Annotated in this window: 19 protein-coding genes; 3 read left to right on the top strand and 16 right to left on the bottom strand. The window is 50.8% G+C overall.

The window, feature by feature from the left end; genetic code table 11:
* Nucleotides 1-84: 84 nt before the first annotated feature.
* From QWF21_RS04140 to rpe, 11 genes are all read right to left on the bottom strand, one after another.
* On the bottom strand, nucleotides 85-1,305 hold the full coding sequence (locus tag QWF21_RS04140; protein WP_330086774.1) for an aspartate aminotransferase family protein: 1,221 nt from the start codon (nucleotides 1,303-1,305) through the stop codon (nucleotides 85-87).
* 297 nt (nucleotides 1,306-1,602) lie between these two features.
* Nucleotides 1,603-2,724, bottom strand: coding sequence for an HDOD domain-containing protein (locus tag QWF21_RS04135; RefSeq protein ID WP_330086773.1), 1,122 nt, complete (start codon nucleotides 2,722-2,724; stop codon nucleotides 1,603-1,605).
* A 71-nt stretch (nucleotides 2,725-2,795) separates the two neighbouring features.
* Nucleotides 2,796-3,398 (bottom strand): anthranilate synthase component II, encoded by a 603-nt coding sequence (locus QWF21_RS04130; RefSeq protein WP_330086772.1) that lies wholly within the window; start codon nucleotides 3,396-3,398, stop codon nucleotides 2,796-2,798.
* 78 nt (nucleotides 3,399-3,476) lie between these two features.
* Entirely contained in the window at nucleotides 3,477-5,108 is a 1,632-nt protein-coding gene (locus tag QWF21_RS04125) for a diguanylate cyclase (RefSeq protein WP_330086771.1), read from the bottom strand.
* A 21-nt stretch (nucleotides 5,109-5,129) separates the two neighbouring features.
* A complete protein-coding gene (locus QWF21_RS04120) occupies nucleotides 5,130-7,880 on the bottom strand; it encodes a PAS domain-containing protein (RefSeq protein ID WP_330086770.1) in 2,751 nt (916 codons plus the stop codon).
* Between the two features lie 13 nt (nucleotides 7,881-7,893).
* Nucleotides 7,894-8,280, bottom strand: coding sequence for a response regulator (locus QWF21_RS04115; protein WP_330086769.1), 387 nt, complete (start codon nucleotides 8,278-8,280; stop codon nucleotides 7,894-7,896).
* Between the two features lie 42 nt (nucleotides 8,281-8,322).
* Nucleotides 8,323-11,199, bottom strand: a complete 2,877-nt coding sequence (locus QWF21_RS04110; RefSeq protein WP_330086837.1) for an ATP-binding protein — start codon at nucleotides 11,197-11,199, stop codon at nucleotides 8,323-8,325.
* Between the two features lie 40 nt (nucleotides 11,200-11,239).
* Nucleotides 11,240-11,638, bottom strand: a complete 399-nt coding sequence (locus tag QWF21_RS04105) for a fluoride efflux transporter FluC (protein WP_330086768.1) — start codon at nucleotides 11,636-11,638, stop codon at nucleotides 11,240-11,242.
* Complete coding sequence (crcB, locus tag QWF21_RS04100) at nucleotides 11,635-12,024, bottom strand: fluoride efflux transporter CrcB (protein ID WP_330086767.1); 390 nt, start codon at nucleotides 12,022-12,024, stop codon at nucleotides 11,635-11,637. The genes QWF21_RS04105 and crcB overlap by 4 nt, the downstream gene beginning before the upstream one ends.
* A gap of 11 nt (nucleotides 12,025-12,035) precedes the next feature.
* Nucleotides 12,036-13,040: a tryptophan--tRNA ligase gene (trpS, locus tag QWF21_RS04095; protein WP_330086766.1), complete on the bottom strand. Its 1,005-nt coding sequence runs from the start codon at nucleotides 13,038-13,040 to the stop codon at nucleotides 12,036-12,038.
* An 81-nt stretch (nucleotides 13,041-13,121) separates the two neighbouring features.
* A complete protein-coding gene (rpe, locus tag QWF21_RS04090) occupies nucleotides 13,122-13,793 on the bottom strand; it encodes a ribulose-phosphate 3-epimerase (protein WP_330086765.1) in 672 nt (223 codons plus the stop codon).
* A 224-nt stretch (nucleotides 13,794-14,017) separates the two neighbouring features.
* On the opposite strand from rpe, the gene QWF21_RS04085 reads away from it, so the two are divergent.
* From QWF21_RS04085 to QWF21_RS04075, 3 genes are all read left to right on the top strand, one after another.
* On the top strand, nucleotides 14,018-14,623 hold the full coding sequence (locus QWF21_RS04085) for a TorF family putative porin (protein WP_330086764.1): 606 nt from the start codon (nucleotides 14,018-14,020) through the stop codon (nucleotides 14,621-14,623).
* A 93-nt stretch (nucleotides 14,624-14,716) separates the two neighbouring features.
* Entirely contained in the window at nucleotides 14,717-14,962 is a 246-nt protein-coding gene (locus tag QWF21_RS04080; protein WP_330086763.1) for a hypothetical protein, read from the top strand.
* On the top strand, nucleotides 14,949-15,146 hold the full coding sequence (locus QWF21_RS04075; protein WP_330086762.1) for a DUF2970 domain-containing protein: 198 nt from the start codon (nucleotides 14,949-14,951) through the stop codon (nucleotides 15,144-15,146). Before QWF21_RS04080 ends, QWF21_RS04075 begins: the two co-directional genes overlap by 14 nt.
* Here QWF21_RS04075 and QWF21_RS04070 read toward each other — a convergent pair.
* The 5 genes from QWF21_RS04070 to QWF21_RS04050 all read right to left on the bottom strand — a co-directional run bounded on the left by QWF21_RS04070 (nucleotide 15,109) and on the right by QWF21_RS04050 (nucleotide 20,196).
* A complete protein-coding gene (locus tag QWF21_RS04070; protein WP_330086761.1) occupies nucleotides 15,109-15,984 on the bottom strand; it encodes a Dam family site-specific DNA-(adenine-N6)-methyltransferase in 876 nt (291 codons plus the stop codon). The genes QWF21_RS04075 and QWF21_RS04070 overlap by 38 nt on opposite strands.
* On the bottom strand, nucleotides 15,981-17,327 hold the full coding sequence (locus QWF21_RS04065; protein ID WP_330086760.1) for an SPOR domain-containing protein: 1,347 nt from the start codon (nucleotides 17,325-17,327) through the stop codon (nucleotides 15,981-15,983). The genes QWF21_RS04070 and QWF21_RS04065 overlap by 4 nt, the downstream gene beginning before the upstream one ends.
* A complete protein-coding gene (gene aroB / locus QWF21_RS04060) occupies nucleotides 17,328-18,389 on the bottom strand; it encodes a 3-dehydroquinate synthase (RefSeq protein WP_330086759.1) in 1,062 nt (353 codons plus the stop codon). It abuts the gene before it with no gap.
* Nucleotides 18,390-18,414: 25 nt separating this feature from the next.
* Nucleotides 18,415-18,933, bottom strand: a complete 519-nt coding sequence (gene aroK, locus QWF21_RS04055) for a shikimate kinase AroK (protein WP_330086758.1) — start codon at nucleotides 18,931-18,933, stop codon at nucleotides 18,415-18,417.
* Between the two features lie 363 nt (nucleotides 18,934-19,296).
* Entirely contained in the window at nucleotides 19,297-20,196 is a 900-nt protein-coding gene (locus QWF21_RS04050; protein ID WP_330086757.1) for a hypothetical protein, read from the bottom strand.
* Nucleotides 20,197-20,411 lie beyond the last annotated feature (215 nt).

The raw sequence follows: 20,411 nt of genomic DNA, 5'->3' as shown, positions 1-20,411 counted from the left end.
GCCAGCGGGATTGAGATAAAAGAGGCAGCCAGGCCGCCTCAGTGCTTCATTTACGACGCTGTAGCGCCTTATTGCTTTTATAGGTTAAGCCGCACTTACCACTTGAGCGACGGCTTTTTCAAAACATTCCATGCCAGCCAGAATATCCTGCTCGGTAATCACCAGCGATGGTGCAAAGCGCACCACATTCACACCAGCAACCAACACCATCAGGCCATGCTCGGCTGCTGCCAGCAAGAAGTCACGTGCCCGCCCCTGGTAGCGCTCATTCAGCACAGCGCCAAGCAACATGCCCTGCCCGCGTACCTCACTGAATACCTGATACTGCTCGTTAATAGCAGCCAGTCGCTGCCGGAACAGCTGCTCTTTGGCCAAGACCCCTGCCAGTACGGCTGGTGTATTGACGGTATCCAGCACCGCTTCAGCTACGGCACACGCCAAAGGGTTACCACCATAGGTGCTGCCGTGCGTTCCTACTTTCAAATGCTGAGCAATTTCGCTGGTGGTTAGCATGGCACCTATCGGGAAGCCACCCCCCAGGGATTTAGCAGTGGTCAGAATATCCGGTTGTACTTGATAGTTCATATAGGCATACAACTGGCCGGTACGACCTACACCGGTTTGTACTTCATCCATCACCAGTAAGGCCTGGTGCTGATCACACAAAGCCCGCAGGCCTTGCAAGAACTCCTGAGTGGCAGGAATAATTCCTCCCTCCCCCTGAATGGGTTCCAGCACCACGGCGCAGGTGCGCTCACTGATCAAAGCTTTAACGCTGTCGAGGTTATTAAACTCGGCATGCAGCACAGCACCAGGCTTGGGGCCAAAACCATCGGAGTAACTGGCCTGACCGCCAACAGTGACAGTAAAGAAAGTACGGCCATGAAAACTTTTACTAAAGGAGATGATGTCTTGTTTGTGTTCGCCATGCACATCCAGTGCCCAGCGACGCGCCAGCTTGAAGGCAGCCTCATTGGCTTCGGCACCGGAGTTGGCAAAATACACTTTTTCAGCAAAGGTATGCTGTACCAGCTTAGCCGCCAACCGCAGTGCAGGCTCGTTGGTCAGCACATTGCTCAGGTGCCATAGCTTGTCGGCCTGATCTTTTAACGCCGAGACTAAAGCAGGGTGGCAATGGCCTAAGCTGCTCACCGCAATGCCTCCGGCAAAATCGACGTACTCACGGCCGTCCTGATCCCATACGCGGGAGCCCTGGCCTTTGACCGGGATCATAGCGGCAGGCGCGTAGTTTGGCACCATAACTTCATCAAACAGACTGCGTGTGACCTGAATTTGTTCTGCCATTTCTCGATTACCTCTTTATGCTGTCGGCTTGGAGCAGGCGTCTGCGGCGCCTGCATCCCTTGTCGGATTGCAGCATTATTGCAGAATATTTCAGCGCTGTCTGCACTTCAAAAGTCAGCAAAGCCAATAAAAACAAGGGCTGCAGATAGATTTGCACGGGGAATGAATAAGTACGCAGCGGCTATTCAGCGAAAATTCAGCCAGCAACCGGAACAGCCAAGCAGGCGTCCTTGCTGGCTGCAAAGCTGCTGACAAAGCAACCAGTCCATCAAGGTTGCATGTTTATCGGAAAAAAAATTATCCATCCATATCGAGTTTCAGTAAATTGGTTTGCAACAACAGCTGTAAAGCATCTTTGCTCATCCCTACCGATTTAAGCATGCTTTGCATTTCGTCTGCACTGAGTCGATTGCGCTTTTTTAATTGTTGCCATTGCACAAAGGTTTGCGCTTGTTGCACCACCCTGGCCATTGGCGAAGCGCCACTATAACCAACTCCTTCTGCCAGCTGATCCAGGGTTTGGCACAGCGGCAACCGCTGTAAGCCCCATAGTGAGGTTAAATCTGCACTTAACACTGCCGCATGGGCGGTAAACTGTTCACTAAGAAACTCTGCCTCTGGCTCCAGTACATCCAGTGCATCAATCAGCCCTATATCACGTGCTTCTCTGGCTTTAAGCAGTTCCTCGCGCTTTACCTGCTGGTAGGTTTTTAAGTAGCTCCGGACCACCGCAACATGACCCAGCGTATGGAACAAGCCGCTACAAAAAGCAGTGTATCTGTGCTCACGGTACAAATCTGCCAGCGCCCTGGCGGCATTGGCAGTGGCCAGGCTGTATTCCCAGAGGACCGTTTTCAAACCATGGAATGGCTCCGTCGAATGCGGCATGCAGCGTTTCATGCCATACAGCGGGATGAGCAACTGCAGTGCCTCCAGACCAAGAAAGCGCAATCCTGTCTTCACATCTTTGATCAACGCACCTGACGCCGTCCGGTTACGATACTTCGGCTGATTAATAAGCTTCAGCAAGTCTTCTACCAACCAGGGGACTTTTTTAATCGCCGGATCCAGCTGATTCAATGTCACCGCCTTGGCACTTAATAAATCCAGCAGCGCGTAATATGCTGGCGTTAATTCAAACAAGCTTGCTTTCACGTCATCCAGCGAGGTAAGACGCTCAGCCAGCAAGTCAGCCACCTGATCATGCAGGTGCGCCTGAGCAAACTCACCAAATTGAGCTTTGGCTTTGGCATCGGCTAATCGCGCCTGGCGTGCTGCAGCTTCTACTGCAAGTAAGGTGCGCTCCTGAACCGGCAGTTGCTGCCGATGGAGGTGTTGTTGACGTTTTTCAGGATCAACGCCTATCAGGACATCAAAAAAGCGTAATGTAACGTCGGGTCCTACCGTTGGAGCATTCATCACTGAATTCAGGCCTTGTACTTTAATTTAGGAAAACATTATTTGCATACTGCTTAGGCTGACTGCAGCTGTCAAGCTTGATTATCAAGCTGTTTATTTTGCAGCAAAAACTGCTGCAGCAATGCCAAACCTGCATCCGATAAGATGGCTTCAGGATGAAACTGCACACCATATAACGGCAAATCACGATGCTGTAACGCCATCAATTCACCAGCCTGTACTTCTGTCGCTTCCGTCCAGGCCAACGGCATCAGGCTGCTGGGTATACTGGCACTATCCACCAACAGGGAATGATACCGGGTAATGCTAAGCGGATTTGGTAAGCCCCGGAAAATCGACTGATTGTTATGCCGGATCCAGGAGTTTTTTCCATGCATCACCTGACGCGCCCGCACCACGTTAGCCCCAAACGCCTGAGCTATCGTCTGATGCCCCAGGCACACCCCCAGTATCGGTATGTTACCGGCAAAGTGCTGCACCGCAGCCAACGAAATCCCCGCCTGCTCCGGTGTACCGGGCCCGGGTGAAATCACCAGATAATCCGGCGCCAGCTGTGCAATACCAGCCAAATCAATGGCGTCGTTCCGCCGCACTACCACCTGCTGGCCCAGTTGCTGGAAATACTGCACCAGATTCCAGGTAAAGGAATCGTAGTTGTCGATCATTAGCAGCATAACACATCCGCGTTAAGTGGCTTGCTGCCTTTCGCTCCAGGTCAAGTGGCACAAGCATACTAAAGAATGGCCGCTATTCTATGCAAGCACCCGGTTTCGGCCAAGCGATTTTGCCTGATAAAGTTTTCCATCCGCTTGGGCCAGCATGGACTCCGCATCGTCAAACCCTTCGCTACTGCAAGCAATACCGGCTGAAAAGCTGCATGCAAAGTCTTGTGCACTGCTGTGAAAAACGATGGTATTAAAGCTGTCTAAGATGCTCTGCATCAGCTGCAAAGCATCCTCAGATGCACACTCCGGCAACACCAGCAGAAATTCTTCACCGCCGTATCGCCCAGCCTTATCCGTGCGCCGAATACGCTTTTGCAGCAAGGTAGCCAGGGTGGTAATCACCAGGTCGCCCATGGCATGACCAAAGCGATCGTTCACGCTTTTAAAATGATCAATATCCACCATTACCAGACAAAAGGTGTTGCCACTGCGTTTGGCGCGCTGGTACTCCAGCACCGCCGCTTCTTTGATGGCACTGTGTTTCATTAAACCGGTGAGGCTGTCTTTAACAATCAGGTTTTTCAGCTCCCGACTGCGTCGCAGGCGCACCTGTACCGCCTTGACCAGCTGTGCATCACTTATGGGTTTGGTTAAAAAGTCATCGGCACCAAAGGCCATGGCTTTCAGTTGCTGCGCTTTATCCTGCTCGGCCGACAAGTAAACGATGGGCAAGCTTTTCAATGTATCGTATTGGCGGATCACGCCGGCGAGCTCAGGCCCGCTGTAGGTTGGCATATGCAAATCCAACAACACCAGATCAGGCTGATACTGCAGAATATCGGCAATGATGTTTTCAGGGTTCGTCAAAATTTGACAATCAATACCGGCCGTTTGCAGGGTCAGCACAAAGTGCTCCGCCAAAAGGACATCATCGTCCATAACACAGACACGACCGCCTGACTCAGCCTGCTGCTCCGCTAAGTCCGAAATTCGCCCCAACATGGCAGGCACATCCAGCGGTGAGACATAAAATGCCTGCGCCTGATACCGCGCCGCCTGCGCCCGCAGCGAAAAGTTATCTTGGTCGCTGAACAGCATCCAGGGGATCTGCCTATCTTGCAACACCTTTAACAGTTGCTGTTGCTCGAACAGCTGGCTTACCCCATCATTCAGGCTGGCAGAGCAGTACAACAAGGCTGGAGTCTGGTTGGTCAAGCTTTGCAAACAATCCTGATAGGAAGTAAACACCTGCAGCGGATAGTCAAAGGCGCTCAGTTGGCTCGTCAATTCAGCGGCGAGGTTGTGATCATCAAGTAGCAACCATATCTGCTCAGGCGCCGGCCTGGCGATGGCCTGACTTTCTGAGACACCGCCCCCTGCCGCCAGCACATGTTGCATTTGATGATGAAAGGCAGCCACAGCCTTCTCAAGCCCGGATAACCGAGCTGCCTCAAGCCTTTGTTCTTGCTGAATACTCAGCGCCAGCTGCTCAACCTCTCGTGCCAGCTGGCCCAGCTCCGGCAGGTGAAAGGTTCCGCAAGATCCACTGAGCTGGTGGCTGATAGCAATCAGCTCTGTGAAAGCAGTATGCTCACCTGCAGCCAGCTTCTGATATTGCTCCAGCATCAACGCTGTCTTTGACGGTAACGTCTCAAAAAAGCGCTGCTGCAAGGCAGCAAAACGCTGTTGGTGTTTATCGTTTTTATCCACGGAACTCACAGCTACTCCCTACAACCAAGCTCAAGACACAAGTGAAAACCAGATACAAAAACGAGCCCCTTGCTGGTAACCGGTATCGAGCGAAATACGCCCTCCCATGCCCTCGACCAACTCTTTGCACAAGGCTAAACCTAAACCTGTGCCGCCTTTTTCTCTGGCGCTGCTGGCATCGGCCTGAGAAAAGCGCTCAAACAAATGGTCATGAAATGCCAGCGGAATGCCCGGCCCCTGATCCTGAATAGCAATCTCAAGCCCAGAGCCAGCAAGTCTGGCTTGAACGGTCACCACCCCTTGCTGTGGCGAATACTTCATCGCATTGGACAGCAGATTGGCCAGAATTTGCTGCAAGCGGTGCTCATCCAGCACCACTTTAGCCTGATCTGCCGGCGGCGTTATATCCAGCTTCAGCTGCAATCCAGCTTTTTCGAGAAAGGTCGAGTGATCCGAGATGGCTTGCTGCAATAAGGGCAAGATCGGCTGTGTTTTCAGCTCAAAATTCATTTTACCGGCAATCAGTTTTTCAATGTCCAGTAAATCGTTAATGAGGTGCTGCAAGCGGCTGCTGTTGCTGCTAGCGACCTGCAGCAGCTTTTGTCCTTTTTCAGTCATGGAACTGCTTTGGGTTGCCAACAACAGCTTTAAAGCACCATTGATGGAGGTCAGCGGCGTTCGCAGCTCATGGCTGACGGTGGAAATAAACTCATCTTTCATCTGTTGCAAGCGCATGCGCTCGGTGACATCCTGCACCGAGCCAATCATCATCAACTCTAGATTATCAGTACCTGGCAGCATTTGCGCCAATTCATGCACCCAACGGATTTCACCATCCGGGCGGATAATGCGGTGCACCACATCGTGCAAACCGGTAAACTTGGCTTTTTCCTCACTGGCCTCGACCAAAGGCAAATCGTCCGGATGCACAGTGCTTTTAAACAAAGCCACACTGGGATCGGTGCAGCTAGCATCAAAACCAAAGACATCATAAATCATTGGCGACCACCACAAATAACCGGTTTTAAGAGATGCCTGCCAATAGCCAATTTGTGCCTGCTGGCTGGATAGCTCCAGCCGTTGCTGCGCTAGGTGCAGCTGCTCGTTGGCCTGCTCCAGTGCCAGATAATGCTGCTTGGTTTCGGTAATATCGTAAATGTACCCATGCCAGAGCACACTGCCATCCGGCATGGGTTCTGGCATCGCCCGACCAGATACCCAGGCCATCCGGCCATTTTCTCTTTGAATGCGGTATTCGTGCTGCCACAGCGACAACTCCCGGGCAGAGCGTTCAATGCTAGCAGCCAATGCAGGCAAGTCGTCTGGTTCGATAACAGCAAACACCTTGCTGGCATCCTCTTTCACCTCATCCGGCATCACCCCATAAATCAGCTTTAAATGGCTGCTGGCATAGGGAAATGCCATTCGCCCATCCGGCCATTGCTGGAACTGATACACCACACCCGGCAGTTGCTCAGTTAACTTCAGCAACTGACGTTTCAATGCTTTTTCGCTGGTCACATCCAGAATAAACCCATCCAGGTAACGCAGGCTGCCGTCATCAAGGTACTCGCCCATGCCGCGTTCTTCAACATAGCGAATGCTGCCATCTTTGTGGATAACCCGGTAATGCAGCAACCAACTGGTTTTTTCGGCAACGGCTTTGGCTATGGCCTGCTCCAGGTAATCGTTGTCATCCGGGTGGATGACACTGGCATAGCTACGCACCTTGTTTTGGATAAAGTCACTGGCCGGGTAGCCGGATAGCGGATCGATGCTGCCGCTCATGTACACCATGGTCCAGTGTTCATCGGCCAGACAGCGGTAGGTGATACCCGGAATATTGGCGACCAGGGTCTGGAATTGATCGCGGCTTTGTTGCAAGGCTTCTCTGACTTGCATCTCTTGGGTCAAATCTACATGACTACCTACCATTCGGATCGGCTTGTTGTCCTCTGACCACTCAATCACTTTACCAAGACAACGAACCCAAACGGTAGAGCCATTTTTATGCCGATAGCGCACCACATTATCAAAGGGTTTCTCCCCTTGGCTCGCTATATGCTGCTCAAAAGAAATCAGAACTTTGGTCAGGTCATCCGGAAAAATAATTTTCTGCCATGCTTCTGGTGAGTTTTCCATTTCATCATCATGATACCCAAACATCATTTTGAAGGATGGGCTAAGATACTCGGTGTTGTCCTGGATGTGCCAATCCCAATATCCAGCCATGGTTTGTTCAAGAATATGCTCATACAGGCTTCGCTGCTCAGACAGCTCCACCTCGGCCTGGTCTTGCAAGCGATCCTGGATCTCCTGCTGCACGGCATTGGCAAACTCACGCAAAATGGCTTGCTCGCCTGCATCCAGGGTGCGGGGTTTGGCGTCAATCAGACACAAAGTGCCAATAGCCTGCCCGTCGACCTGCAGCGGTGCCCCGGCATAAAAACGAATGTGAGGCGCGCCTGTCACCAGAGGGTTATCGGCAAAGCGGGGATCCAGGCTGGCATCTGTTACCTGGAAAATATCCGTCCCCAAAATAGAGTGACCACAAAAAGAGATGTCCCGGCCGGTTTCGCAGGCGTCCAACCCCTGTTTCGACTTAAACCATTGCCGGTCTGCATCCACCAACGAAATCAACACAATCTCTGTTTGCAAACACTGCTGCACCAGCCGGGTCAAACGATCAAAGCGGGGCTCGCCTGGGGTATCCAGCAGCCCGGTGTGCTGCAAGGACTGCAAGCGCTCGGCTTCGCATTCAGGTATCATTGGTGGCTGCATGCAGTCAATGCTCCTAAGCCTGGCTGGCTTGATGATAGAGCGCGCGCAAGGTATCGCCAAGCTCCATCGGTTCAAAGGGTTTTTCCACCACCGCAATCGCCCCTGCCTCCAGGTACTGCTGTTTTTCCGCTTGCTGTATTTTGGCTGTCATAAATACCACAGGGGTAGAGACCAACGATGGCAGCTTACGTAGCTCTGCCAATGTTTGCAGACCATCCATTTTGGGCATCATCACATCCAGCAAAACCAACTCTGGCCCAAAGGCTTCGGCTTGCTCCAGCGCTGACTGACCGCCATCACAACTGAGTAGCTCGAAGCCTGCCACATCCACCAGCGCCATTTCTGCTACCATGCGAATGGACTCATCGTCTTCAACATGCATGATACGGGTTAAGGTCATTGCACTCTCCTTCTTATCTGCACTAGCCACTGGGTGCACCGCTTATTCATTACTGAGTATAGCTTTGATACGCTTTACCAACTCGGCTGGCTCTACTTTGGATTTAGCGAAGGTCGCCTCCACCTTGCCATGCTGATGTACCGATAAGTCTTGTGCCGAGAAAACCACCACAGGAATATCGCCTTGCAATGTCTGCACCTCAGGCAATAGATCCCAGCCTAGCCCATCTGGTAAGCCAATATCCAGCAATAGCAGATCAAACCGGTGCTGGCGCAGCAGTATTCGTGCTTTATTCAGGCTTGAGGCTCGGTAGTAGCGGCAATTGGTTTCCAGGTGAGCTTGCACTATGGTGGTAATATCATCGTCATCTTCGACATGCAAGACTCTGGCATCCTGTTGCCAGGGGGTACTTTCGAGCAACTGGGTTAGCTTTACCATTAGCACCTCTTGCTGCACCGGTTTCTCCAGCCAGTCTATAGCCTGTGCCATACTAGCCAGCTGTAACTTCCCCTCTTGCAGATAAGCAGAAATAATCAGTACCGGCAGGTCGCGGGTTGCCAGGTTATCACGCAAGCGCAAAAAGAAATCACTGCCATGTTCGTTTTGCAGCCTAAGATCCAAAGTCAGTAAACGATAATGGTGTTTTGCTAGCAACTGCCAGGCAGTGGCAGTATCCGGCGCCCAGTCGGCTTCAAAGCCTTCTTGCTGCAACATGGCAGAGAGCATTGTAGCAATATCGGCATCGTCTTCGACTACCAGCACTTTTTCCAGACCGCTGTGCTCACTATCAATTTTTGCAAGTGGCAACTCAAACCAGAAACAAGCCCCTTGCCCGGGCACACTTTCCACACCAATGCTACCACCCGACTGATGAATGATTTCCCGGCAAATAGCAAGCCCCAGGCCTGTGCCACCTTGTTGTTTGGTCGTGCCGTTGTTCAGTTGCGAGAAGCGCTGAAATAACGAGCTGATTTCCTCCTGACTCAGTCCTGGTCCTTCGTCCTGAATGCCAATCCGCACTTTATCCTTGGCAGTCTCTGCCTGAATAAGAACCTGACTACCGGCTGGCGAAAACTTCACTGCATTAGAAATAAGATTAGCCAGCACTTGCTGGATCCGGGATGGATCGGCATGAATAGTTGCAGTCGTTGCATTGACCAGCAACAACTGAATTTGATGCTTATCGGCATAGGGCTTGTTTTGCTCCATCGCATCCTGCAACAAAGTCTGCAGCGGGATAATTTCCGGAAAAAAGGCAACTTTACCGGCCGCCAGCTTTTCCATATCCAGCAAGTCGTTCACCAGCAAGGTCAGTCGCTTGCTGTTGCGCTCGGCAATGCTGAGCATCTTACGGCTTTTCTCGGTCAGCTCACCGGCTGCTCCGGCCAGCACCAGTGATAAAGAGCCTGCAATGGAGGTGAGTGGCGTGCGAAGCTCGTGACTCACCGTAGCAATAAACTCATCTTTCATTTTATCGAGCTTGTTGCGCTCAGTCAGATCCATCACTATGGTCCAAATCATCGACTCGCCTGCCGGGTTTTCAAAGCGCACGCCGTTGAGCTCAATATCAATTAAATGCCCATCCTTGTGACGGTACTGTTTGCGATAAGGCCCATAGCGGCCTTTACTTTGCAAAGATTCCAGTTGCTTTTTCTCAGCATTCGCGTAAATTTCAGGCGTTAGATCCCAATAACTTAACGCGGCCAACTCTTGCTGATTGTAGCCAACCAGTTGCTCCATCGCGTGGTTGGCCTCGATAAAAGCACCATCCGCCATGCGATTAAGTAAAATAGGCAGGGGGGACAGGCTAAACAATGCTTTTAAACGCTGCTCAGACCAGCGCAGTGCCTGCTGTTGTTTTTGCAACGAGTGCGCGGTGGCTTTTTGTAATCGTTTGACCAGAAAAAACAGCGCCAGTACACTGATGACAATGGCTCCAAGCCAAAGACCCCAAATTTGTCTGTTTTGCGCTTGGTGCGCTGCAATCATGGCGCTGATATCCTGCCAGCTCACCAACACCACAGCGGCAGACTCCTCCATCTGCTGGCCATAACTGTGCCAGGGCACCAGGCTCAGTGCATAGTGGTGTTTATTGTGCATTAAATGCAGCGACTGCGGACTCGCTACCCGAGAAGGAAAAAGCTGCTGCTGCAACCAGCCGGACATACGGTTGCCACTTTCAACATCAATCAACCAATCCGAATGCTCACCGAACATCGGAAAAACAAACTGCTCACCTAAACGGGCACTGACCAGCACCGAAATACCGACCTCATGCCCACCCGTCAAGCCCAACTGGTGCTGACGTTGACCAATCAAATCATTTAATGCAAAGCCGGTTTCCATGCTGGCAATCACACTACCATCACTGGATTTAATGGGGAGTACAGCACGTACGCCCAGGCCAAAACGACCTACCTCCAGCCCTGCCATGGCCTGCCCTTGCTGCTGAACCTCAAGCACCATCGGCCGGATATCCGCCAGGCTGTCGCTGTGGTGCTGAGGTTGGTGCACCCGCAATAACGAGACAACATCAGGTACCAGATGAAACTGCAATTGCCGAATGGCAAAGGGCTGCAGGGCCTGCCAGCTGGGCGCGAGTTCAGCCATCAGCTGACTACGGATATCATCAAAGCTGGCCGGGTCCTGTTGCTGCTGGTAGCGCTCAGCCGCTTCAGCCACCAATGTACGCACCGTGCTGTTGGCGTACACCAGATCGGCGGCAATCAGGGCATCTTGCTGCAACTGAAATTGCAGTTGCTGCATCGACTGCACCTGCAATTGATGCACCCTATCCAGATCGGCCATCAACACAGCGTCACGCTGCTGCTGCGCCAACCAGGCGGCAGAAAGCATAATGATGATGAGCAACAGGGCGATACTGAACAACCAGAAATTGGTATGGCGGGTGCTAAGCATCAACTGTAAGTTCCCTGAAAAGAAGCGCTTTTTTAGCAGTTTAGACCATTGAGCAGCGCTTAGCCAACTTGTAGCCAGCAAACACTGCAATCATCCAAGTGAGCAACGACAGCCCCCCATAACTGACTGCCAACCCGGGGTAACCTGCTTGCTGCAACCACAGGCATTCCAAACTAAACACCGAAAAGGTGGTAAAGCCACCGCACAAGCCGGCCAGCACAAACTGCTTTTGCGCTTCACTGACTTGCCAGGTGCCCTGCTCACTTACCATGGTGGCATAAAAACCCATGGCCATGGAGCCGACGCAATTGGCCAACAAGGTCGCCCAGGGCCAGAGTGTTTCCGGCTGGTACAGTCCCACAGACAGCAGCAAGCGCAGGCTGGCCCCAAGCCCCGAGCCCAGCCCAACCAGCAAGTAGATGTGTGGACGAATGCTCACCCTTGCCCCCAGTAAAAACCAAAGGCGACCGCGATAATGCCTAGCAGCAGGGTCAGCATAACATTGGCCATGGCTCGGGCTGTTCTACCCGAATGCCAGAAGCTGAAGCTTTGCCAGCTAAAACTTGAAACAGTGGTGTAAGCGCCTAAGAAGCCAATACCAACAATCAGCCAGAGGGAGGAGTTGGCCCCGGCCAGCAACAGTGCTACCAGGTAGCCAATAGCAAAGGCCCCGCTGACATTCACCGCCAGGGTGCCCCAGGGCAAAGCCATACCAAGCCAGCGACTCAGCTGATTGCTGAGCCAAAAACGCAACATGCCGCCACCGGCCGCTGCCAGGAAAAACAATAAGCCCTCTAAAGCAGTCAGCGACAGTGGCGTATTCACTCAAGCACTCATTAAGGTAAGACAAAGCCGACGGCGTCGTACACTTTGCGTAAGGTATCGGCAGCACGATGCCGCGCTTGCTCAGCCCCCTGATGCAGTACTTGATGCATCAGATTTTGATCGGCCCGGATTTCTTTAAAACGCTGCTGCAAGGGTTCAAGCAAGGCGACCACGGCATCAGCCACATCGGTTTTTAAGTGGCCATACATCTTGCCTTCGTAGTCGGCTTCCAGCTCAGCCACCGTTTTGCCGGTGACGCCACTTAAAATACTCAGCAAATTGGCAACCCCGGGCTTAGCCTCCAGATCAAAAGTCACCCGTGGTGGATCGTCCGAGTCAGTCACGGCCCGCTTGATTTTTTTGGCAATGACTTTGGGATCTTCCAATAAACCAATAAAGTTTTGCGGGTTGTCGTCGGATTTTGACATTTTTTTCGTCGGATCCTGCAAACTCATTACCCGGGCTGCGACTTTAGGAATGAAAGGCTCAGGCACCGTAAACACATCCCCATGCACCGCATTAAAGCGCATTGCCACATCACGAGCCAACTCCAGGTGTTGCTTTTGGTCCTGACCAACCGGAATTTGATTGGCCTGGTACAGTAAAATATCGGCTGCCATTAGTACCGGATAGGTAAAGAGGCCGGCATTGATGTTGTTGTTGTGGCGCTCGGATTTATCTTTAAATTGTGTCATCCGCCCCAATTCACCAAACTGGGTGTAGCAATTGAGCACCCAGGCCAGTTGGCTGTGCTCAGCAACATGGGACTGCATAAAGATACTGGAGCGCTCAGGATCAATACCACAGGCCAAATACAACGCCAGACTATCCAGGGAAGCATTTCTAAGTGCTGTAGGGTCTTGCCGCACGGTAATGGCATGCAAATCGACGATGCAATACAAGCAGTTGTAATCGTCCTGCATCTGATCCCATTGCCGCAGTGCGCCCAGGTAATTGCCTATGGTCAGTTGTCCTGAGGGTTGCGCTCCACTTAGCACAATCGGCTTGCTTGTCATAAATCTTTCCGTCTTAAGAGAGTAAAAATATTGCTGGAGTATAACCGCTTCGCATAGTGCGACGCAGCAGGAAACAACGTTTTAGCTGACTTTAGCCAACTCTGCCCGCATCGCATCAATGGTATCGCGGTAGCTGCTGCTGTTAAAAATGGCTGAACCGGCGACAAACATATCAGCACCAGCCGCCGCAATCTCAGCAATGTTGTCGGTTTTGACGCCCCCATCGACTTCCAGCCGGATGGGCCGACCTGATTGTTCGATCAACTGCCTAACCTGTTTTAGCTTGTGCAAGGTAGAAGGAATAAAGCTTTGTCCACCAAAACCGGGATTCACCGACATCAGTAAGATCAAATCAACTTTATCCAGCAGATAATCCAGCACCGAAAGTGGTGTAGCCGGGTTGAGCACCACCCCAGCCTCACAGCCATGTTGTTTAATCAACTGCACAGTGCGGTCAACATGACGGCTGGCTTCCGGGTGGAAGCTGATGATACTGGCTCCGGCCTCCGCAAATTGCGGTACCAGTGCATCCACCGGCTCTACCATTAAATGCACATCAATCGGTGCTTTGATGCCATAATCCCGCAATGCCTGGCATAGCATAGGACCAAAAGTCAGATTAGGCACATAGTGATTGTCCATCACATCAAAATGCACCACATCAGCACCAGCGGCCAACACCAGATCCACATCCTCACCTAAACGGGCGAAATCGGCAGATAAAATAGAGGGCGCAATTAAATAAGGTTGCATGACTGAGTTCTCCCACCAGTTAAGAGTGGCTACTTTACTGAATTTACATCTGAAAAGCACTCGCCTTCATTGCACAAAAAGCAGGCAGCACTGCACCAGCACAGCCCATTTAGCCTAAGTTCAAAACCGCAAACTAATCTCAAAACATTGATTTTAAAAATTAAAACTTAGTGGCACGTATTTTGGAATCTGGGTGTGATAACCAAAACATAAGGACAACTACCATGAAGAAAACAATGTTAGCCAGCGCACTGGTCTTGGCTCTGGGCAGCCTGCCGGCGGCTCAGGCGGATGAAGTTGGTATTAGCGCTGAAGTCAGCGGTATGACCAAATACGTATTCCGGGGTTACAAACTCACCAATCACTTTCATATTCAAGGTTCCATCGAAGCGGACTACAAAGGTTTTTACGCTGGTTTTTGGGGTACGACCGACCAGGAGGTTGGTTCGGAAACCAATCTGTATCTTGGGTACGGTTTTGATGTCAGCGAGAGTCTGGCACTGGATTTTGGGGTACTGCAATACCGCTTCGATGGCATTGATGAAGATTACCTGGAATACCATATCGGCCTCGACTTTGGTTTTGCAGGGCTGGTTTTCTACTACGACGAATTTGATAATATCTACATTGAAGCCAGTACCGAGTTTGCCTTGAACGACCAATGGAGTATTGGTTTGCATGCCGGCTGGGAAGACTCGGACGAGTCCCTGTACGATATCGGCATCAGCCTGAATTACGCCATTACTGATACCTTAACTGCCTCGGCCTTTGCTACCAAAAAAGAAAGTGGTGATCGGGCTGTGTTCTTTGGTCTGACAGCCTCATTCTGAGCAACAGATCAACACAAAAGTAAATAACTTGTATCCCGGACGAATTTTTGCTATGGTATGCCCCATAGTTAGGATGCTCCGGGATTTTCACTGATGAAAGGACTTTTACAGCATAAAACACGCACTTTAGTGCTGGCAGCTGCGCTGTTGGCAGCGGCTGGTTTTAGCTTATTGCACTCTCATCATCCAGCCTTGACTTGCCAGAATACTGCGGAGTGCCAACAGCAATTCAACTGGCTTAGCTGGTTACAAGGCCAGAGCCGTTCCGCACAGTTCCACTTTGTCGATTTGCTGGAGCTACTGGACCGTATGCTCCCAGCCAGCCATGACAGCAAATAGTCCAGCTTCCTGGAGGCAAGTTCTGAAGGCCGTTGCAGGCGCTTTTATCGGTGTTCAATCTGAGCAACAACGTCAACAGGATTTTGCCGCCCGCAGTCCTTTGCCTTATATTCTGGTAGGTGTCGTCATGGCGGTGTTATTCGTTATTACCGTGCTGCTTGTCGTATCCTGGGTACTACGCTGACTACCTTGGGATCTGCTATAGCGGCAGCCTGATACAAAGCAAATATTTCCGCAACTTTTTTCCTGCTATGCCCTTTTTGGCTAATAGAGCGACCCACCTGAATAGGATGCAACTGCGCCTGCTGATATATTTTGCGAGTCAGGGTGGTGTCATGGTTACTAATCAACACGGTGACCCCCTGCAAGCAAGCAACTTCAGCCAAATTCGCCAGCTGAGCTTGATCGTCCAGGTTAAACCCTTCCCGCGCATAGCTGGTGAAGCTGGCGGTTTTACTAAGGGGCACATAAGGTGGGTCGCAATAAACCACTGAACCAGGCGACAAGTCTGCAAAGACTTGCTGGTAACTGCTGCAACTGAAAGTTGCCAGTTGGGCTTTTTCTGCAAAGAAATTCAGCTCAGCTTCCGGAAAGTAGGGTTTCTTATAACTGCCGAAAGGCACATTAAACATGCCTTTCATATTGTAGCGGCATAAACCATTGTAACCATGGCGATTGAGGTACAAAAAAAGCACAGCTCGCTCATAGCTATCGGTACTTTGATTAAAACGTTGCCGGATACTCAGATAGCTCTCTTTCTGGTTGCTTGACTCCACAAAGCAAGCCCGTGCATCGGCAATGTATTGCTCGGTTTGGTCCCGTACAATACCATACAGGCTGATCAAATCCTGATTGATGTCATTTAGCTGATAGCGCGCGTAATTGGTATTCAGGAATACGGAGCCTGCACCGACAAATGGTTCGACCAACGTGTCGCCTTCAGGTAAAAAGCGGCTCAGCGACTCCACCAGGTTGTACTTACCACCTGCCCATTTCAGAAATGCCCGTTGCTTGGTTTTCATTCGAAGCGGTTACCTTGCATTTGCTGAAAGTCTTCAATTTCTTGCCAGATCTGCGCTATCGTCTTAATAAACGGAGTTTCAGCCTGGATGGCCGCAGGAAGGGTCGCACGTATGGCCCGCGCTTCGCTGGCTGCGGCATAGGAAGCAAGCACCAAAACCCACTGCGGTAGCTGATTGGTCGACTGACGCTGATAAATCATGACCGGCAATTCAGGATAGCTTAGCTGCATACGCTCTGCCGCCGCAACGCTGGCAAAGACACCCAACTGCAGCGCATAATGGGCTTTGTCCATCGAAAGCAGCTCTGCTTCATCATGTAAAAAGGATGACCGCCGGGTTTCAGCGTCCGTCAAGGCCACATCAACTGGCGCATCCAACTCGGGAGTAACGATGGGCAGGTTTATCTCCAGAGAAACATCCACTTCAGCCTCAACCGCATCAAGCCCTAACTCTGCCGCCGGCATCTCAAGCATAGAAACCGCCCCGGACTGTTCTGAGTGTTCAGGGCCGGAAGATAAACCAGGCTGAGTTTGCGCTGTCGGGTCAGGCGATGAGGTAGATTGTGCCTGCTGTACCGGGCTCCACGCTGAAACCGGTGACCGCAGCTGATTATCCGCCTCGACAACCTGATGTTCATCGGCTTGGTACAGCCACCAAAAAACCAGCCCTCCGGTACAAAGCAGCAATGCCAGCACCAATGCAAGGGTACTATAGATTTGTGCCGGGCTTCGGGGGAGCACGGAGCTCTGCTGGTTTGCAGCTATGCGATCAGGTTCCAGCAACAGGTGCAAATTACCAGCCGCAGCCTGTAAGCGCTGTGCAGCCGGTATACTGCGTAGCATATCTGCGGGAAGCAAGGACTCGGCTTCCGCGACAGTGATTGCCGGAATGGCCAAATTTAAATCGGCCTCAGGCAGCACCTCAGGGCCTGTGGTAATAATGTGCACTGGATGGGCACGCAGCAACGACAGGCAGGCTGCCGGCAAAGGACCCTGACCATCCAGGATCCACAACAATGGTTGAGGTTGAGGTTGCTCGAGCTGCTGCATCAGCGTCCCCTCATGATCACTCAAACCAAACCATTGCTGCAGTAAAAGCTGCTGACACTGGCTGGTAGACATATCGGGTTGAGCCGAAAAGTAGGCCAGGTTCATCGAATCAGAGAACAGCTCAGCCAGAACCAATCCTAAGGTAGTCTTGCCGGTACCGGCAGCACCCACCAGATGAATATGCTGAAACCCATTAAACTCGATTTGGAATAATACCCGCTCTAACAGTTCTCGCTGCGAGGGCAAGATGGTGGCATGAGCTTGCAACTTGGTTGCCAGAGTAGATGGTAGCATTCAGGCGAAAACACTCACTAATTCAGTATCATCCACATCATCAATGACTTCACTATAGCCAAAGGATGTCGGCAGTACAAATCGCATCTTACCCGCCCGTACTTTTTTATCGGTTTTCATGTAAGGCAAAAAGTGCTCAATCATCATACCTTCCGGCGGAGCCACCGGTAACGAACAGCGTTGTAACAACTGTTTAATGCGTAAAACCTCGGCCTCAGTCAGCCAGCCGCGATGCTGCGACAGCTGTGCAGCCATTACCATACCGGCTGCAACAGCTTCACCATGCAGCCAGTTGCCATAGCCAAGCCATGCCTCAATAGCATGCCCAAAGGTATGACCAAGATTAAGCAGAGCCCTGTTGCCCTGCTCTGTTTCATCGGCAGCAACAATTGATGCTTTCATCTGACAACAATGACGGATCACGGCAGCCAAAGCATCTGGCTCCAGTTGTTGCAGCGCTGCACTGTGCTGCTCCAGATAAGCAAAAAAAGCGGCATCCGCAATCAGTGCGTACTTGATCACTTCAGCCATACCTGCTGCAAACTCTCTGGCAGGCAAGGTAGTGAGCACTAAGGTATCAATCAACACCTGCTGTGGCTGCTTAAAGGCGCCAATCATGTTCTTACCAAGCGGGTGATTGACGGCCGTTTTTCCGCCAACAGATGAGTCAACTTGCGCCAGCAAAGTCGTTGGGATCTGCAGAAAGTCCACCCCTCGCTGGTAACTGGCAGCAACAAAGCCGGTGATATCGCCAACGACACCACCGCCCAGAGCCACCAATAAACCATCACGCGGGAATTTTTGCTGCAGCAGGAAGCTGAGAATGCGCTCGTATTGTTCCAGTGTTTTATAAGCTTCGCCGTCCGGCAACAAAAAATGCTGCAACTGACTATGCGCAAACAGCTGGCTGGCCTGATCCAGGTACAACGGAGCCACGGTATCATTGCTAATAATCACGACATGTGAGTAGTGGTTTAACAGCCGTTGCGGCTGTTGCAATAAACCCGGGCCAATATCTATCGGGTAGCTGCGTTCACCCAGTTCGACCTGAACACGATGCATAAGCAGCTCCCCTTACAATACGAAATCAGAAACCCAGTTGCTCAACTATTTGGCTGGCAACAGCACGTGCGCTTTGCTCATCCGTACGAACCGTCAGATCAGCAATCTCCTCATACAACGGGTTGCGCTCTGCCGCTAAACGGGTCAATACCTCTTCAGAATCCTCTTCCGTTTGCAGCAAAGGACGACGCTTATCACGTTGAGTACGAGCGACCTGCTTCTCGATCGGAGTTTCCAGATAGACCACAATACCACGTGCAGAAAGGCGATTGCGGGTTTCTTTGCTGGAAACAGAACCACCACCGGTAGCCAAAACGATACCCTGCATTTCGGTCAGATCCTGGATAACGTTTTCCTCACGTACCCGGAAGCCCGCTTCGCCTTCCAGGTCAAATACCCAGGCGATATCGGCACCAGTTCTGCGTTCGATTTCCTGATCAGAGTCATAGAAATCCAGATGCAGCATGTCTGCCAGATGACGGCCAATTGTGCTTTTACCAGCACCCATAGGACCTACAAGGAAAATATTACGTTTTTCTGCCATATGTCGTCGTGCTAATTCGTTATCTTGGTGAATTAAAAGTCAGGAACAAAGGCTCCCACGGAGAATTGAAGCGCTGAATTATGTCAGCAATGGCGTTGGCTTGGCAAGCTTATTTAAAAAATATTAGTACTCTGGCTTACAGCTAACGGAAACAGGCCGGCAATTGCCGGCCTGTGTATAACATAACGGTTCCTTGTCATAGGCTGGTGGAGTTAACCTCACCGCAACTTGAGCAAACTCAAGCTTAGCATCAACTCTAAAACTCCCGGTTTTAAATTTAAACGTCGATAAACTGGGAGATTCAGAACAAGGCACATAAAAATAAATCATATTATGCCAATAACTCAAACACCAACACAGCAGTTAAAGATAGCGAATCCGCCTGAAATTGCCATTGGTCTGGACTACAACCCATCCATTAGGAATAGGCGAACCTAAATATATAGTTTGTTCATCACCTCGACGTGCCCCCGCTAGATTCATAATAGTCCTTGTACTACCAATCACATTTGTAAGAACCCAGTCATTTGGGATTGGTGACCCAATAGTGACGTTCATCGTATGCCGATATCCATATCCATTCGTGTTTTGAATATTCCTAAAAGAGCCGGCTAGTGATGTGATAACCCAACCAGCTGGCATCGGGGAACCATTTAACACACGCCTTGTTGCACCTGTTGGCGCACCGGTAAGAAATTCAATATTATTGAAGCTGCCTGAGTTATTAAGAATGACCCAGCCATCAGGAATAGGTGAACCAATGATCACCCGAAGTGAGTTCCCATAGCTAGCTCCATTAGCATTCGAAATGATCCGCTCACTGGGCCCCCCTTGGGTGAGAACCCATCCCTCTGGTATTGGTGAATTTGTACTGACTCTGAAGGTATGAAAAGTCGGAGCTCCAACTGCATAAGTCAAAACCCTAGGGTTTTCTCGAGTTATAATCCAGCCTGTAGGAATTGGAGAGCTTACTATGACTGATACGGTCTGATTAAAAGTAGCTCCAGCTACACACATTAAAGTCCAGCTGTTATGAAATTCATTTGTAATTACCCAGCCAGCGGGAACAGGAGAATACTTTGCAACACTGACAGTTTGACCAAAACATGTCTGTTGCGCTTCGATAAGTCCTGCTGGGAGTTTTTCTGTTGCTTGTAACTCATACATTGGAGCTATCAAGAGCAAAGCGGATAAATACCATGCACAATGTTTCATATTAATCACCTCAACAAAAAGCAAACACAAAGCTACCACAAAAAACATCAATCACACAATCTTTAATTTACTGAAGGGTGACGATTGAAAAATTAAAATTAGGCTGCCGTTCAAAGTTGTAAACAACGAAGCAGTTATTATTTTGTGAGTGATTGTGGAAGTACTGATCGAAGAGCAGCCCTTTTACTGTAATAAAAGCGCAGTATGGCGCAGCTGAGCTGAACCATGACCCCCTGTCATTGCCATAAACAAATGGTTTATTG

The sequence above is a fragment of the Alkalimonas mucilaginosa genome, from assembly GCF_036327005.1.
In the GTDB taxonomy this organism is placed as follows: domain Bacteria; phylum Pseudomonadota; class Gammaproteobacteria; order Enterobacterales; family Alteromonadaceae; genus Alkalimonas; species Alkalimonas mucilaginosa.
This window is presented reverse-complemented; position numbering and strand designations above follow the sequence as displayed.